The following is a 15,253-nucleotide window of genomic DNA, read 5'->3' as shown; positions in this document are numbered from 1 at the left end:
TGGCCAAGTCACGATCAAGGTTCTTTGGCACAATGTCCTGACCGCTCTCTAAGTCGCGCGAAATCGCCACTATGGTGCCGCAACGCGCTCCGATGTCGGAGCGTCGCAGCCCGCCGGTGAAATAGGCGCGCAGCCTCAAGAACGCCAGCCGCTCCCACTACGCTTGTGACACATCGAATGACTTCGCCACGAGCCCATCCCAGTCGCGCCGCTCGCGACAACTTCCTTCCAATTACAAGCGCCTGTAACCCTTATCGCGGACTACCCCAAAGTTCACGCAGTGCAAGGTCTGATGGATGATCAACCGACAAGCTTTCTATCACGCAACATCTGTAAATACTTTTCGCCCTCGTCGTCCTCGTCGAAAATCTCTTCGCCATCGAGCATGTACGCCTTTAGTAAACTGGCGACTCCGTGCTCCTCGTCTCCGAGACTGACCTGACTTTGCCCCAATCGATAGTGAACAAAGGGGTTCTCCTGTCCGCCGGGGCCATTGAGCGCATCAAAGAAACTCTGTCGCGCTGCCTCAAACTCTTCGAGCTGATATTGCGCATCACCGATCGATGCGCAGAGCCACGTGTATGCTTCCCAATCAACCCGCGGTTCGGGAAGCAACTCGAGAGCTGCACTCCATCGCTGAATCGCCTCATCGAACTTCGATGCATCACACAAGACATTACCCTGCTCCGAGAGAGCATCTAACTCATCTTGGATTTTTTTGGGAAGCCTAGTCATTTTTACTTGCTTCCCTTCGACGCACGCTTCGCGAATTCGAGATACTTCTTATCCTCACCGGAAAACGGTCTGTTTCCAAATTGTTCATACAGCGGCACAAAAAATTCCGCGGATTTATCTAGATCTCCGGCTTCAAAATACACCGTTCCGCTAAGAAAGCCGATTGTCAGATCCGGACCGGTTCCAGAACCGTACGCCTTTTTCATTTCTGCCAGCCAGTGAACAGCCTTATCAAACTGTTTAGTATCGCGATAAAAAACGACGAATCCACGTGTCATCGACTGCGCGAGGTCGTATTGCTCTCTAGGCTCGGGCAAGATCTCCCACGCCTTTGTGAAATTTACCTCGGCTTCAGCGATGTCTCCCTTCTTCCAAGCTTCCCGACCCGCCGCACCGTAAGCGTATACGTCTTTAGTGAGTTCCTCTGGTAGCTTCATGGCCATATGCACCTTACTTCAATGGGGGTAGATAACGTTCGCCCAGTTTAGCACCAAGGGATCTGTTGACCCAGTATGGTTGCAAATCGTAATTCTTGGAGTCGAGCATCCATGCACGAACCTCTGGAGCTTTCGCCCCATACTCTCGCCCAACATTGTTCCACCAGGTAACCGCGTCCGTTTGGTGCGCCATATCAGCATCTTTAAGCGGATACCAGTTGCCCTTGTACTCAAACTCTTTCTCTCCAGTGAACGGATCTTCGCGTAGCCTGCCTTCCTTTTCGAGCCGCGCCTGCACTTCCTTGCCCGTCCGTGAATTCTTGCCTGGGGTACGCCCGAGGTACCGTTCGCGCAGTGACTTACGTCGCCTGAGTACTTTTGCTCCATCCCCGACTGCATCTCCGGCACCGGCACCTTCAGTTGCACCAGTCGCCTTGCCGACCGCCGTGGGTGCGTCGGCAGCCTTTGCGCCTTCAGCAACAGCGCCTTCAGTCTTAAGCACCTTCCCAGCGGCCGAAGCGGTCTTAGTCAGTTCAGCTCCTTCAGCAGCACCAACCTTACCCAGAGCCGCCATACCTCTGACTCCGCCCTTGGCCAGCCCGGCTCCTCCAGCAAGAAGTGACGCCGCCGTCGCAATCTTGTCGCCGCCGGCCTGGGCCGCATTGCTCATCTGGAACTTGGGTAGCTCGATAGAGCCGGCACTCGCCTTGACTTCCTGCGCCCCCTGCATCAGCGCCTCAGCAGACTGCGTTTGCCCAAACACACTTTGCATAGCCGCAGCCTGCTCCATTTGCCCTGCGGTTTGGAGCGTACTGCCTTTGATCAGCAACTCGCCAATATCGGACGGTATATTGGCAATCCCTTTAACAGCGCCCTTCGTCGCCTCCCATGGATGATCTGCGGCCTCACTCAGCTCGTGCTTCGTATTGCCCCACCATTTGGAGAACCAACCCTCCTCTTCTGGTGTTTCCGCTTTCACCGGCGGATTGGCTGAAGACGCAGGGGCGCTCGACATCGACGCCTGACCGTACAATCTGCCGACAGTATTGCCCTTGTCACCCACAGTACGCTCCCCGACTTATTTTTTGCTCATCTGTTCTCGAACCTTCGCCGGCGGGTCGGGCGGAAACTTCGCTCCCTTCGCAATCATCAGCGCGCGCAGACGCTCGAATTTTTCCAAGCGCTCCTTGCCCTCGGGCGACAACCCTGGTGCGGGAGGCGTCTGTGTCGTTCTGACCGGTTGCCCATCCTTATCCAACGAGATGTCGGTGACCGTGGCCTGCTTGGCCTCCGGTTGCAGTGCGTCGATGTCTTTCTGCACGGAGTAGGCCACGCTCACGCCGTTCGTCGTATGGGCGTTGACATCGGCACCATGCTCAACGAGAAAAATCGCAATGTCCGGCTTGGCGACGTCGAGCGCGGAATCCAGTGCGGTCCCGCCAATGCTGTCGCGATGATTGATGTTTGCGTGATGTTCGATGAGCAGCTTTACTCGCTCCATCGCGCCGTTGCCTTCCATCGCCCGCTGCAACAGACTCGTGCCATCGCTATCGACCGTATCCGGCGACAAGCCGCCGTCGAGCATGGCCTTCAGGTACCGAGTATCTTCATTGGTGATCGCGAAGTACATCGCGCTGCCCAGCCCCTCCACAATTTGAGCGTCCGGCTTTGAGCCATGCGCAATCAGTTCGCTGATGGCGGGGAAATTCTTGGTCGAGATGGCAAACCAAAGCAACGTCATCTCTTGTCGCCCGGGCTTGTTCACGTCGATCCCGGACAACGCCGATTTCAGTTGAGCAACGTCGCCATCGCTGATCGCCTTGGCAGCAGACAGATAGCTGCCGTCAAAATACTTGCTGGGTGAGTTCGCGCTCATATTGCATCCACTTACGATGATTGTTAGTGCAGAGACAGCGGCTAGAGCCATCCACCGCCACCGCGCCGTGTGCCTCACGCTTCGGGCCGGCGAAGTTGTCGTATTGGTCCTCAAGGACGCGTCTCCTGAACGATCGTCGCCTGATCGGCTGTTTTTTGTGCTTCGATGCCATCGATGACCTGATTCATGCCATGGCGTGCGACCGCACCACCCGTTCCCGGAAGGATGTGCGGCGTGCCTACAGCTGTAGGCATCATGCCGTGACTGCCTTCCTGAACCTTCGTCAGGATCTCCCCTTCCACGCGGTACGCCTGAATATCGGATGCCACCGGTGTCCCGCCATAGCGCGCTACCGTCGCCGGATTGAGGCCCGCTGCGTTGAACGTGGTCGCAGCCAAGCCACTTGCGCGCGATGCGGCAGAGCCCATGCCGCCACCGAGCGAATGCCCCACAATGTCCACATCGGTTCCACTCTTCTCAAGCGCCCGCCCGATCTTGACTGCACGATCGTAATAGGCTGAGTTCTTATTGGCTCCTTGAGCGATGTTATTGGCCCAGTCGGACCATTTGTACTTGTCTGTTCCCTGAAAAACCACCTGCGTCTTGAAGTCGTTTCCGAAAACTGCCGGATCGGGCTCGTAGACCTGCGCACGAAAGTTTGTCCCCGGTATCGAAAAATCGTTGGGCTTCAACTTGAACTGAGCCAGTTTCGCAGGGTCGCTGCTGACGTTCGTCCATCCCTCTGGGGCCGCCTGCCCCGGGTGGTAAACGTTCTCAGCCAAGCGCGCCTTTTCGACGGCCGTATTGTTTTGCTCGAAGCGATTTGCCGCCGCTTCGAGTTTGCTCCGCTCCGGTCCCGGCGGCATCGAAGCAGCTTTCTCCCGTGCCTCGGCAATCTGGGCCTTCCGACCTCGCCATCGGGCAGCCTTTGCTTCCTTTCCGACGTAATTGCCGTTCATCCAGAACTGATCGCTGTGACGCACGACCATCTTGCTCTCGACCCGAACGGTCTTGCTATGGTCGATAGGCCAGCACTTGGCGCCAACGGTTCCGCTTTCGACTCCATGTGCCACACCGGCCTGATCGCCGATCGTATCCGGCGCGAAACTCGAATCGAACCGCACGATCGGATTGCCGTTCGCAAAGACCGTCTTCGACGTCATCTGACTGTCGCCAAGGCTCGCTGTGACAGGATAAGGTACGGGCGGCGTGCTACTCCCCATGGGGGTTTTGCATACGTCCGGCATCATCGACACGATGGTCCACTGGCCATCCTTGCGAGCCATTACGTTGTCTGCCACGCGTCCTCCGGTTCGCTGGTTGTTTTCGGGACAGCCATTCGCAGCAGAGGCGCATGCCGATCGAGTTCGAAACGTGCCTCGCACACACGCACCGCCGGCTGCAACGGAAAAACCGCCCGCCATGTAGCCGATACGCGCATTTCCTCGGTATCGATCAAAAGTGTGTCGAGCTTCATCTCGAGTGGCACGATTTCCCCGCTCTTGAAGCGAAGCGCCACAAGGGCGCGATGCCCCGGAAGCCTCGCACGCAAAAAGCCTGCACGCGTGTGCTCCGGCAGCGCGAGATTGGCAAGCTCGAAGGCGAGTCCCGGCGCAGGCCATTCGATCTGCTGATCTGCCGGCGCACCGTTCCAATAGTGGAAGTCATGATCCACCGGATGGTACGGCCATCTTGTCTTATGCCAAGTCTCGTCGTAAGTCCCGGCAAACTGCAAACGGGGTGTCCAGGCGCGACCGACAACACCCAATCCGACAGGCGTCGTCGCATAGCGGGCTACGACCTCTTTCATCTGCTTGGCATCCAGCCCCGAAGCGGAGTGCTCGGCAACGTCGAGACTGGTTATCGGAATGTCCCATGCTTCTATCTGCGGCGCCGCAATTTCGGCAATCTTCGGTAACGGTCCTGGAATCGATGATGCACACAACGAAGCGACGACCGACTTATGGGTCGCCCGATCGAGGAAGCGCTTCTCGACCCAACCACGGCCCAGCGGGTTGGTGAAGCAGACTTCGTTCAGTTCAAGATCCGCGCTCGTCCCCTTTGCGCTCTGCGCAAGGGCGACGCGGCTCGTGCCGCCGTATGCCTGCTCCCAGCGCACCGGAACAGCTCGTGTCGGTTCAGGCTCACCGAGCTTCCACCCGCGCCAGCCCTTCGTAAATGAGCGCGGTCCCGTGACGCGCAGTCCTTTGTCGATGACCATCGTCCCGGCGTCGAATACGCGTACGCGAGCGGGCCACGATGCCGCAGGCGTGCCATGCGGGGCGTGTGCTGTCGCTCGAACCAGGACATCACACTTCGGTTTGAACGGCGCGAGATCGCTTTCCCATTTCACGCTGCTCTTACCCGTTTCGCCTTCGTATTCGTCTGCCATCGCCAACGGGACGGCGTTGTCACCGCTCAGCAACACGCAACGATGTGTATCGCCATCGGGGTCGAACGATTGCGCCGGCTCAAGCCGATACGCCGCCTTGAGCGCCACCACGTGGATTTCGTTGCCCGGCACGTCGACGGCATTGAACGCCATCGCATGCAAGGGCGTGAGGTTACGGAACTCCATCGTCGTAGCACTTAGTTCAGATCGACGGTCTTGCCGTCGACCTTCACCGCGTCGGAACCGAGAATGTCAATGCTCGTCCCGCTAATGGTGATGTGTCCGCTGCTTTCGAGAACGATCGACGCTTTACCGGTTCGCAGTTCAATGCGATCGCCCGCAGTAACCGTATAGGTCTTGCCCACCATCGTGGTTTTCGACAGCCCCACTTCCTCGGCGCTGGCAAGCCCGGCCGCGGTGTTGATCGCGCCCGCTACCGTCACCGTATACGCGCCGCCAACGGTCAGTGCTTTCGCCAGCCCCACCGTCTCCGTCGACGTCAGTGCAATCAAGAGATTCTCCATCCCCTCGATCGTCTCGTTCCGATTGCCGCCGACCGTCAGCGTCTCGTTGTTGCCAACGGTCTCGGTGCGATCCACCCCAATGTGAATCGTCTCGTTGTTGTCGACGGTTTCCGTACGATCGTGGCCGACGTGTACCGTCTCATCGTGATCGATGTTCTTGGTGCGATCGTTGCCAACCCAATGCGATTCATCGTGCTCGACCTCGATGCGCTGGTCCTTCTCGGCGTGTAGCCAGACCTCTTCCTCACCCTTCTTGTCCTCGAAGCGAATCGCATTGGCCGTATTGACGTTACCGGTCTTGGTCGAACGCGTCAGAATCCCGCTCTGTGTCGCGTTGGCTGGCAACGCCCACGGCGGCATGTTCTGGGAGTTGTAAACGCGCGACGTCACAAGGGGACGGTCCGGATTTCCGTCCAGGAAGCTCACGACCACCTCATCCCCGATTCGCGGAATCTGAATCATCCCGAAACCGCTACCCGCCCACGGCTGGCTCACGCGCACCCAGCAGGAACTCCCTTGGTCGCGTTTGCCGAGACGATCCCAGTGGAACTGCACCTTCACCCGACCGAGACTATCCGTATAAATCTCCTCGCCTTTCGGGCCCACGACGATCGCCGTCTGCGGCCCGACGATCGTCGGACGCTCCCCTTCGAATGCCGGACGGTACGGAATTTTCTTGCGAATGCAGGTGAAGCTGCACGAATACGCCGAACTCCCCTCACCAGGCTCATAGTTGTTCGTGCCGGTGTGTGACACAGTCAGCAACAGGAATTGCCGGTCTTCCTGTTTGGTGCTGGCGTGATCGTAGTGGTCGTCCAGCTCGAAGTATCGGCACGGCATCATCCGACGACCCGTCGTTACCCCGACGAACGTCTTGCTGTGCGCAGCCAGCGCTTCCGTCCGGAAGCGCGTGAGCTCTTCACCTCGATCGCTGTCAGCGAAACCATGCTCGCCGAGGTAGTCGTAGATCTCGTAGGACGGTACGTCGCCTTGATTGACTTCCGTTCCACCCGACACGAATCGCCGAGCATGGGGAATCTTGTAGTCGAAAGTTTTCAGTCCGACCGTGTCCGGTGCAAGCTGACGCTGCGCTTGAAATGACGTGATGACGGCAAGATTGTCCATCGCCTCGCCCTGGTTGTATTGCAGCGATGGACTGCGCCCGTCGATCGGCTTTGCGGTCACCGAGTTATCGGAGATGATCAGCTTGTGCCCATCCTTCGCATGCTCGAAGTAATAGAACAGGCCGTCCTCGCGCATCAGTCGCTCGACGAAAGCAAGATCCGTCTCACGGTACTGCGTGCAATAGCTACGATTCTGCGTTCCCTTCGAGAGCCGGAACTCGAACGACGCGAGCTTGCCGTATTCTCGAAACACACGCGAGAGAATCGCCTCTGTGTTCTCTTCCTGAAAGATCCGAATGTCCTGCCGGCGAGAGAGCATCCAGAGCCACGGCAGGATCGTTGCGCTGTACATCGCAAAACCGCCATCGGTATCCAGATGCGAAAACGCTGCGACGTATCCGTGGAAGTAACGCTCTTCGGAGCTGGCGAGCGCATCGGTCAACTGCAACGTGATTGTCACAGGTTGGCCGATCAACTTCTTCAGCTCGATATTCTTGTCCTGCGACGCGAGCCGGACACGCATCTCAAAATTCTGAGATAACCCCTCGGTACAATGGAAATCGACGAGTACGAGATCCGATCGACCTTTCAAAGGCGTTTCAATCGTAAACAGGCGATTGCTCTGGAGCTGGAAGAAGCTCGCAATTTCGGACATTTGCATATTTAGCCTCGGAATCTCTCAGCAGAGGGGCAGCTTTTTGTCGGCGCGGCCATTCTAATATGTCCGCGCGCCATTTGGACTAGATGTTGGCTCCGGAAAACGGGGACCGATTATCGCGGATTATTGAATATTTTCAGCAAATGGACCACCTGCTGTCACATTACGAACGTGAAATCGGACTGCTCGCACACAGTCTGGCGGACTTTACTCGACGCTTTCCGAAGATTGCAGCACGCCTCGGCATGTCTGGCGGCCACGTCGAAGACCTGCACGTCGACCGAATGGTACAGACGTTCGCGCTGCTAGCCGCTCGTGTCGATGCGAAGCTTGATGACGATTACCCGCAATTCACCGAGGCACTTCTCGAAATTGCCTATCCGCAGTATCTGCGCACGGTTCCGTCATGCGCGGTTGCCTCGTTCGACCCATCGGTTCTGTTCGGTCAGCTTACCGAACCGCTGACGATAGCGTGCGGCACGATGCTGGACGCCAATGCTGCGCCGTGCCGCTTTCGTACAGTCTACGACGTCACGTTGTCGCCATTGCGCATTCACTCGGCACGCTATTCACCAGCGACGCTTGCGCCAGCAGCAGCGCGCATCCCGGCAGAAGTGACGGGGATCATTTCGATTACCTTTACAAGTGAATCCGCGTCGCAAGCGTTCGATGACGCCATTCCGTCCGCGCCAGTGCGGGTACATCTGTCCGGAGAGCGGCCGCTCGTCGCCGCGCTTTCCGATACGCTGTTGCTTCGTGCATCGGCCGCCTACGTGGAGGTGGACGAAAGCGGACGCTGGACCCGCTTGTCGAAAGTCCCCATTGAGCCGGCCGGATTTGCCGATGGCGAGCGATTGTTGCCGAACGAAGACGATACAAGCGCACAATCGTTCAGGCATCTGATCGAGTATTTTGCCTTCCCCGAGAAGTTTGATTTCGTCGACATCGACCTGGGTCGAATGCGTCGCGCCGCGCGTGCCGAAGCAGCTCGACGACTGACGCTTCACATCGCCGTGCAAGGCACCGCCCATGATTCCGGCGCCGCTCAGATCTTGGCAACGCTGAACATCAGCACGTTCCGATTGTTTTGCACACCGGTCGTCAACCTGTTCGAACGCGCGGCAACGCCTATCCAGCTAACCAGTCACGATGCCACCTATCCGATCACGCCGACCCCGTTGGCAACCGGCATTCCGCTGAGCGTCTACTCGGTTGAAGCCGTGTATCTGGGCGAGCGTACGAAGTCGAACGAAGACAAGGCCGCCATCGCTTCACACGCGGCACCGCGCACGCAGGTGTGGCCGTATCGTGCATTCAGTCACGCGCGGCCCATGAATTCGTCCGCCATCTATTGGCTGGCCTGCCGAGATCCGGAAGCCATGTCGGACGGCGCCCTGGCGGAATCGCAACTGGCGTTGGTCGACTTAAAGGGTCAAACCGCTCATCCACGACACCCTCAGGTCGATGTCGATGTCCTCGCAACCAACGGAGCAATGCCGTCCCGGTTGCCGATCGGTGCTCCGGATAGCGATCTTCTGTACGAGGGTTCGGCATTGGCGTGTCCGATCATGCTGCTCTCCCGCCCCACCTTGCCGGCTGCCTTGCCGCGTGGCGGTGCACTTTGGCGCGTCCTGTCGGCATTGGCGCCGCATCCGCTCGACCTGACGCGGACCGGATTACCCGCGCTGAAGGAGTTTCTCCGTTTCCATGCTCCGCGTTCCAGCGTGGTTGCCCAACGTTGCATCGACGCGATCGCATCCCTCGACTACAAACCGGCGCTCAGGTGGATGCCTCTCGACAATCATTTCCCGTCATTTGTTCGCGGTGTGGAGATCCTGCTTTCGTTCTCCGAGGCTGCGACACGAGATGTCAGCCTGCATCGGTTCTCGGCTGTCATGGACCGATTCTTCGGCCCGTACGCTCAGTCAAACAGCTACGTTCAGCTCGTCGTGTTATCGGCCGAGAGCGGCAAGGAGCTTTTGCGGTGCGCTCCACGCGCTGGGACACAACCGCTGGTATAGGTCAGTGGAGATAGCCAGCCAGAATACCGCCACCAAAACCGGCCTGAAAGCCAGCCGTTAGACCATGCATGAAGAGCAGCGCCGGAGCATCCGCTATGGCCTCTGCCAGAATCATCGACATGGCTGGGCTCGTCAGGCCCAACGCAAGCAATGCCGGATTGATGCCCAACAGCATGACCGTCCCGCCCTGCGCGACAACTGCCCCGCCGTAGCCATCAAGATAGACGGTTCCGCCTTGTAAATCCGATCGCGCAAGCTCGCTGCCCTTAAATGCACTTGTCATGTAAACGGTTCCATGACTCGGGAAATCATACGTCGAACCAGCGGCACTTGCGTCGTGGCTACCGAAGCTTGGCAATTTCAACTCGGGAATTGTGAATCTCGGCAACTTGATTTTCGGAATCTTCGCACCCCAACCATAGCCAATACCTACACCACCGTAGTAGAAGCTTTGCAAATGCTTCTGAGGATCAGTGAGAACGATATTCCCCCCCGTCGCAACTACGATGTCAACGCTCACCCCACCGCCCGCGCCAGTGTCATATTTCCACTTGCTCTTCCGAAGATACGACATACGCCCTCTCTCTTCTGCTTCTCGTTATGTCCGTGACGGCAGATTCATAATCCCGCACACGATTGCAACCGCACCCATGAAGGCAAAAACAATCGTCGAATCCCAGATCGCGGCGAAGACATTCATCGTTGCGCTGCCATCAGGATCGTCGGCCTGGTATCGCACCTCAACTCGCTGACCAAGCTCCACTTTCGTGACAATCCCGCCTTGCGGATACGAAATCTGCTGCCCGGTCTTGGTGGTGAATTGAATCTCGGGATGGTATCCGCCAGCGTTGAGCTTAACGACGAGGCCCGGCACCACAATCGACGTTCGAAGAAACTCTCTAGTCGACTGTGCGCTGATTGCAGCAGCGACAAGAAGGCCCACCCCAATCACAATGGCACTGATGCCCTTAAACATAACGCCCTCGTTTACATTCCCTACAATTATTCGGGTGCTCTATGCTGATCGTATCAGCCTGCTAAATTCTAAAACATCCTCACCTGGACGCCAGACTGTCCGCCTGGTGCGCTATCAGACCTTGGTCGGTAAGTGGCCGCGCTTGCGAATGGTCGTCGGATTTGTCGTCATCTCTAGATAGGCGCACAGTCGACACCAGTGCAGTGCCCGTTTCGGATCGTATTCGGCGTCGCGAACCAACGATGCCCGATATGGCATTCCCACTCAAGCCTCGTGCTGGCGTTCACATACTCCGTCGAGACGCATCGACCGCCGCGCTCCCTTGGATTGTTCGCATCAGCTTCAACCCTAGCTTCCGGCCGTCGTACGCACACACACGGCACCACCTCCCCGCAACGATTGCTCCCGGCACTGCCGACCAGTGATGACCGTGCGCATGCCCATTCAAGTTTCGTCGCGGCGTTCTTGTAGGTCCGAGACAGGCATTGATGGTGCCCCGCCCAAGATGACCAGTGGGAGCAATGAGTTTGACAATGCGGAGGAACTCTTCGCATTCCTCGGGGAGAAAATCGTGGCAAGTGGTACCCGTCGCCTGCCTAGCCGGTATCGGTCTTGCGATGTGCATAGCCGTATTTAGGCCAGGCCCAAGACGGGACACTGTGTTTTATGGCATCCGACGTGACGCCCGGAAATCGTTCTGGCAGCGGAAGCGTGATGACATCCTCGCTAATTTGATAGCGGCCGTCATAGGCGCAGTGCTGGGCGTTGGAGGAACATTGCTAACGCAAGCGCTCAACAGATGATGACGCGGCCTTCGGCAAAGTATCGGGCGGTCATCGGGTAGAATTCATTCACACTCGGTTCACGCCGAACAGCGAATGGAGCCAACTTAACAGCAGTCGCTCGCGTGACTAAGTGCCTGAATAAGCGAAGAGTTCTGGCCCGCCCTACACGATTCGAACGTGTGACCTACGGCTTAGAAGGCCGTTGCTCTATCCAACTGAGCTAAGGGCGGTCGGTGAGAAAAGACACGGCGTGACGCGGACCGCATTCGGCCTCGGGCTTTCGAGTCACGGAGAAGCAGCAACACCGCCCACTACCCCATAAGAACTCAAACCCCGAAACCAAAACGGGCCCGGCAAGAAGCCGAGCCCGAAATTATACCCGATCATCGCACCAGATCACGCGAGACCAGCGCCCGCGGCATCAAACCGGCTGCGGATGCAGCATGAACCAGCCGAGGCAGAACACGCCGGCGATCACGCAATACAGGCCGAACGACGCGAGCCGGCCGCGCCCTTCGAAATAGCGCATCAGGAACCGCACGCTCAGGTACGCGGCGATCGCCGTCAGCACGCCACCGAGCAGCGCATCGGCGAGCTGGTCGCGCGCATGGAACAGCTTCGGCAATTCGAGCACGCCCGCGGCAAAGATGATCGGCGTGCCGAGCAGGAACGAGAATTCCGCCGCCTTCTCCGCCGTCAGCCCGGCCACGTTGCCGGCGATCATCGTCAGCCCGCTGCGGGAGAAGCCCGGAATCAGCGCGCCGATCTGCGCGAGGCCCACGAAGAACGCCTGCTTGAAGGTCATCTTCTCGGGCGGCTGATGCGCGCGGCTGCGCTGGATGCGATCGCCGACCCACAGCAACACCCCGTTGACGATCAGCGCGATCGCGACGATCCGCAGATCGTGAAACACGCGCTCGATGCGCTTCTCGAGCAGCAGTCCGACGATGCCGGTCGGGATCGTGCCGATGATCAGCGCCCACATCAGGTGGCCGTCGTCGTTCTTGCGGCCGCCGAGCTGCGCGAAGAACCCGCCGATCAGCGCGATCCAGCGCGCGCGGAAATACCACAGCAGCGCCAGCGCGGTGCCGAGGTGGAGCGCGACGAGGAAGGGCAGCAGTTGCGGCGCGTGCTTGTCGATGTGCATGCCGAACAGCGCCGGCACGAGCAGCGTGTGGCCAAGGCTGCTGACGGGGAAGAGTTCGGTGACGCCCTGCAGGACGCTCAGGAATACCAGAAACCAGAGGCTCACGCGTCGGTCCTTTTAGTGAAGATAAGCGGGAAGGAAGGCGGACGACGCGATGCGCGTCCTGAAAAACGCGCCCCGATTATGCCGAGCCAGGATTACTGCGCCAAGGCATTTGGCAGGATATTGCGGCGATGCACACAAACACTTGCAATTTGTAAGCGAGCAGAAAGCAAAAAGCCCGCCATTTGCATGGCGGGCCTGTCGACTTCGGCAGAAATTGCCGTCAGCGGCCGAGCTGATAGAAAAATAATACCGTGCTACCGGTAAACATGCCGAACAGTGCGATTCCCATTGCCATTGCCAGATCCATGGCCCCCTCCACGAAGTGTCATGACCCGGCAACATCACCGGTTTAGAGGCATTATCCCGGCGGTCGACAGTGTTAAAAACTCGCAATTTCCCCAGAAGGGTTTTCCCCGACCGGCGGCGGCCCGATAATGGAACGCCCGTTGCTCCCGTCACCCGTCCAATCCCGATTCGCCATGCCGATCTTCCAGCAACACGACATTCACGAACTTCACGCCGGCCCGTCGCTCGTCCGGGTCGCCCCGCAATTCGGCGGCCGCCTGCTGTCCTGGCACGTCGATGGCGAACCGGTGATCTTCTGGCCGGAAACCGCCGACTGGAGCAATCTCGCACGCGTGCGCGGCGGCAATCCGCTACTGTTCCCGTTCCTCGGCCGCCACCGCGTCGACGGCGAAATCGGCCGCTGGCGCGATGCGGCCGGTGTCGTCCGCGATCTGCCGATGCACGGTTTCGCGCGCGATCTGCCGTTCGACGCGCACCCGTCGGCCGACGGCGCCGCGCTGTCGATGACGCTCGACGCGAACGACGCGCTGCGCGCGAGCTACCCGTTCGATTTCCGCTTCGAAACGACCTACCGGCTGGCCGACGCGCATACGCTGGACGTGGCGCTGACGACGACCAATCGCGGCGACACGCCGCTGCCCTATTACGCCGGCCACCATTTCTATTTCGCGCTGCCGCACGGCGAGCGGGCCGACACCGTCCTCGAACTGCCGCCGACGCACCGTTGCCAACAGCGCGCGGACGGCTCGATCAGCCCGCCCGAACCGGGCCAGGCCCATTACCGCCTCGACGATCCGGACATCCTCGATCGATTCCACTGCCTCGACGGCCAGCCGTTAGCGCCGGTGCGCATCGTGATGCCGGGCCGCCGCCGCACGATCGAGATCGCGCTCGACGTGCCGGGCTCGATCCCGTGGTACGCAGTCACGACGTGGACCGAAAAGCCGGATTCGGATTTCTATTGCGTCGAACCGTGGCTCGGCCTGCCCGATGCGATCCACAACGGCCGCGGGCTGCGCATGCTCTCGCCAGGCGCGACCGAAACGGCCACGCTGCGGATCCGCGTCGCGCCGCTCGCCGGCTGATTCGACACGCGCCGAACCGGGGCGCGGCAGCCGCACCCGCCACCGAAACTGCGGTGCGCGGGTCGAACCCGTTAAAATCTGACGTTTTGTGTTGCCTGCCGCGTCACGCGCGGCGGGGTTTTGCGAGGTTCAATGTTCGGAACAACAACGAAGCGACTCTTCGCAGCCGCCTGCGCCGCCTTGCTCGTCGCGTGCGGCTCCGCGCCCGTCGGCCCCGGGTTCTATCGCGTCGAGCGTGGCGACACGCTGTACAAGATCGCGCGCGAAAACCGCACGTCGGTACAGAACATCGTGCGCTGGAACCAGATGACGAACCCCGACGCGATCGAGGTGGGCCAGGTGCTGCGCGTCGCACCGCCGCCCGGCACAACCACCGCGTCGACGCCGTCGACCACCGGCACCGGCAGCGCGGGCCGTGCGCGCCCGGCACCTTCCGCGCCGATCGAATCGGCCGTGAAGCCGGCCACGAGCATCGCGCTGATCTGGCCGGCGGCCGGCAACGTGGTGCGCACGTTCGACGGCTCGAAATCGAAGGGCATCGACATCGCGAATTCGCCGGGCACGCCGGTGGTCGCAGCCGCGCCGGGTGTCGTGGTCTACGCCGGTAACGGCCTGCGCGGCTACGGCAACCTGATCATCCTGAAGCACAACGCCGATTACCTGACGGCCTACGCGCACAACCGCGCGCTGCTGGTGAAGGAAGGCCAGTCGGTCACGCAGGGGCAATCGATCGCGGAGATGGGCAACAGCGACAGCGATCGCGTCGCGCTGCATTTCGAGCTGCGCTATGGCGGCCGCTCGATCGATCCGTCACGCTACCTGCCGGCGCGCTGAGCGCACGACAGACGACACGCGGCGACGGCGCGCATCGCGTGCCGTCGCGTCGAAAACGGAAAAATCGAGTCAGCGCTTGCGCAGACGTCCGGTGAAACGGCCGGACAACGGATCGACGTGACGAGCAAACGCCACCAGCACCCCGATTCCAATCAGGCTGAACCCCGCAGCTATCAGAAGCAAATCCATGGTCACACCACTGTTTTGTCTTGATCTTATGCGTCATTGTGGAATCGTGCACTGAGCCT

The 15,253-nt window shown here is 59.5% G+C and carries 13 protein-coding genes and 1 tRNA gene; 3 read left to right on the top strand and 11 right to left on the bottom strand.

Annotated features, from left to right (window positions below; translation table 11 throughout):
• Window positions 1-300: 300 nt before the first annotated feature.
• The 7 genes from A9Z05_RS05000 to A9Z05_RS04975 all read right to left on the bottom strand — a co-directional run bounded on the left by A9Z05_RS05000 (window position 301) and on the right by A9Z05_RS04975 (window position 7,749).
• The gene (locus A9Z05_RS05000; RefSeq protein WP_069617131.1) at window positions 301-735 is read right to left on the bottom strand and encodes a tol-pal system YbgF family protein; all 435 of its coding nucleotides are present in this window, start codon (window positions 733-735) and stop codon (window positions 301-303) included.
• Window positions 736-737: 2 nt separating this feature from the next.
• A complete protein-coding gene (locus A9Z05_RS04995) occupies window positions 738-1,172 on the bottom strand; it encodes a hypothetical protein (protein WP_124714746.1) in 435 nt (144 codons plus the stop codon).
• A 13-nt stretch (window positions 1,173-1,185) separates the two neighbouring features.
• Window positions 1,186-2,235 (bottom strand): GH-E family nuclease, encoded by a 1,050-nt coding sequence (locus tag A9Z05_RS37540; RefSeq protein ID WP_012492503.1) that lies wholly within the window; start codon window positions 2,233-2,235, stop codon window positions 1,186-1,188.
• A gap of 15 nt (window positions 2,236-2,250) precedes the next feature.
• Window positions 2,251-3,048: an ankyrin repeat domain-containing protein gene (locus A9Z05_RS04990; RefSeq protein WP_069617130.1), complete on the bottom strand. Its 798-nt coding sequence runs from the start codon at window positions 3,046-3,048 to the stop codon at window positions 2,251-2,253.
• A gap of 110 nt (window positions 3,049-3,158) precedes the next feature.
• Complete coding sequence (locus tag A9Z05_RS04985; protein WP_063777027.1) at window positions 3,159-4,349, bottom strand: PAAR-like domain-containing protein; 1,191 nt, start codon at window positions 4,347-4,349, stop codon at window positions 3,159-3,161.
• On the bottom strand, window positions 4,334-5,626 hold the full coding sequence (locus A9Z05_RS04980) for a DUF2169 domain-containing protein (protein ID WP_069617129.1): 1,293 nt from the start codon (window positions 5,624-5,626) through the stop codon (window positions 4,334-4,336). The genes A9Z05_RS04985 and A9Z05_RS04980 overlap by 16 nt, the downstream gene beginning before the upstream one ends.
• Window positions 5,627-5,637: 11 nt before the next feature.
• Window positions 5,638-7,749, bottom strand: a complete 2,112-nt coding sequence (locus A9Z05_RS04975) for a type VI secretion system Vgr family protein (RefSeq protein ID WP_069617128.1) — start codon at window positions 7,747-7,749, stop codon at window positions 5,638-5,640.
• Window positions 7,750-7,889: 140 nt separating this feature from the next.
• Here A9Z05_RS04975 and tssF point away from each other — a divergent pair, with 140 nt between their 5' ends.
• Window positions 7,890-9,767: a type VI secretion system baseplate subunit TssF gene (gene tssF / locus A9Z05_RS04970; RefSeq protein WP_069617127.1), complete on the top strand. Its 1,878-nt coding sequence runs from the start codon at window positions 7,890-7,892 to the stop codon at window positions 9,765-9,767.
• A 1-nt stretch (window position 9,768) separates the two neighbouring features.
• Here tssF and A9Z05_RS04965 read toward each other — a convergent pair whose 3' ends face one another.
• From A9Z05_RS04965 to A9Z05_RS04950, 4 genes are all read right to left on the bottom strand, one after another.
• Entirely contained in the window at window positions 9,769-10,287 is a 519-nt protein-coding gene (locus tag A9Z05_RS04965) for a hypothetical protein (RefSeq protein WP_256121848.1), read from the bottom strand.
• A 78-nt stretch (window positions 10,288-10,365) separates the two neighbouring features.
• Complete coding sequence (locus A9Z05_RS04960) at window positions 10,366-10,743, bottom strand: DUF3592 domain-containing protein (protein WP_012492498.1); 378 nt, start codon at window positions 10,741-10,743, stop codon at window positions 10,366-10,368.
• A gap of 938 nt (window positions 10,744-11,681) precedes the next feature.
• Window positions 11,682-11,758, bottom strand: a tRNA-Arg gene (locus A9Z05_RS04955).
• 191 nt (window positions 11,759-11,949) lie between these two features.
• Window positions 11,950-12,780, bottom strand: coding sequence for an undecaprenyl-diphosphate phosphatase (locus A9Z05_RS04950; RefSeq protein ID WP_069617125.1), 831 nt, complete (start codon window positions 12,778-12,780; stop codon window positions 11,950-11,952).
• 479 nt (window positions 12,781-13,259) lie between these two features.
• Here A9Z05_RS04950 and A9Z05_RS04945 point away from each other — a divergent pair, with 479 nt between their 5' ends.
• The gene (locus tag A9Z05_RS04945; RefSeq protein ID WP_069617124.1) at window positions 13,260-14,171 is read left to right on the top strand and encodes an aldose epimerase; all 912 of its coding nucleotides are present in this window, start codon (window positions 13,260-13,262) and stop codon (window positions 14,169-14,171) included.
• Between the two features lie 132 nt (window positions 14,172-14,303).
• Entirely contained in the window at window positions 14,304-15,005 is a 702-nt protein-coding gene (locus A9Z05_RS04940) for a peptidoglycan DD-metalloendopeptidase family protein (RefSeq protein WP_069617123.1), read from the top strand.
• Window positions 15,006-15,253: the final 248 nt, after the last annotated feature.

Origin of the sequence: Burkholderia sp. A2 (genome assembly GCF_001729305.1) — a bacterium.
Taxonomy (GTDB): Bacteria; Pseudomonadota; Gammaproteobacteria; order Burkholderiales; family Burkholderiaceae; genus Burkholderia; species Burkholderia sola.
This window is presented reverse-complemented; position numbering and strand designations above follow the sequence as displayed.

What these genes read in the sequence shown, in the direction of transcription:
- A9Z05_RS05000 (WP_069617131.1), bottom strand. Translation starts at nt 735, where the DNA reads ATGACTAGGCTTCCCAAAAAAATCCAAGATGAGTTAGATGCTCTCTCG.
- A9Z05_RS04995 (WP_124714746.1), bottom strand. Translation starts at nt 1,172, where the DNA reads ATGAAGCTACCAGAGGAACTCACTAAAGACGTATACGCTTACGGTGCG.
- A9Z05_RS04990 (WP_069617130.1), bottom strand. Translation starts at nt 3,048, where the DNA reads ATGAGCGCGAACTCACCCAGCAAGTATTTTGACGGCAGCTATCTGTCT.
- A9Z05_RS04980 (WP_069617129.1), bottom strand. Translation starts at nt 5,626, where the DNA reads ATGGAGTTCCGTAACCTCACGCCCTTGCATGCGATGGCGTTCAATGCC.
- A9Z05_RS04975 (WP_069617128.1), bottom strand. Translation starts at nt 7,749, where the DNA reads ATGCAAATGTCCGAAATTGCGAGCTTCTTCCAGCTCCAGAGCAATCGC.
- tssF (WP_069617127.1), top strand. Translation starts at nt 7,890, where the DNA reads ATGGACCACCTGCTGTCACATTACGAACGTGAAATCGGACTGCTCGCA.
- A9Z05_RS04960 (WP_012492498.1), bottom strand. Translation starts at nt 10,743, where the DNA reads ATGTTTAAGGGCATCAGTGCCATTGTGATTGGGGTGGGCCTTCTTGTC.
- A9Z05_RS04945 (WP_069617124.1), top strand. Translation starts at nt 13,260, where the DNA reads ATGCCGATCTTCCAGCAACACGACATTCACGAACTTCACGCCGGCCCG.
- A9Z05_RS04940 (WP_069617123.1), top strand. Translation starts at nt 14,304, where the DNA reads ATGTTCGGAACAACAACGAAGCGACTCTTCGCAGCCGCCTGCGCCGCC.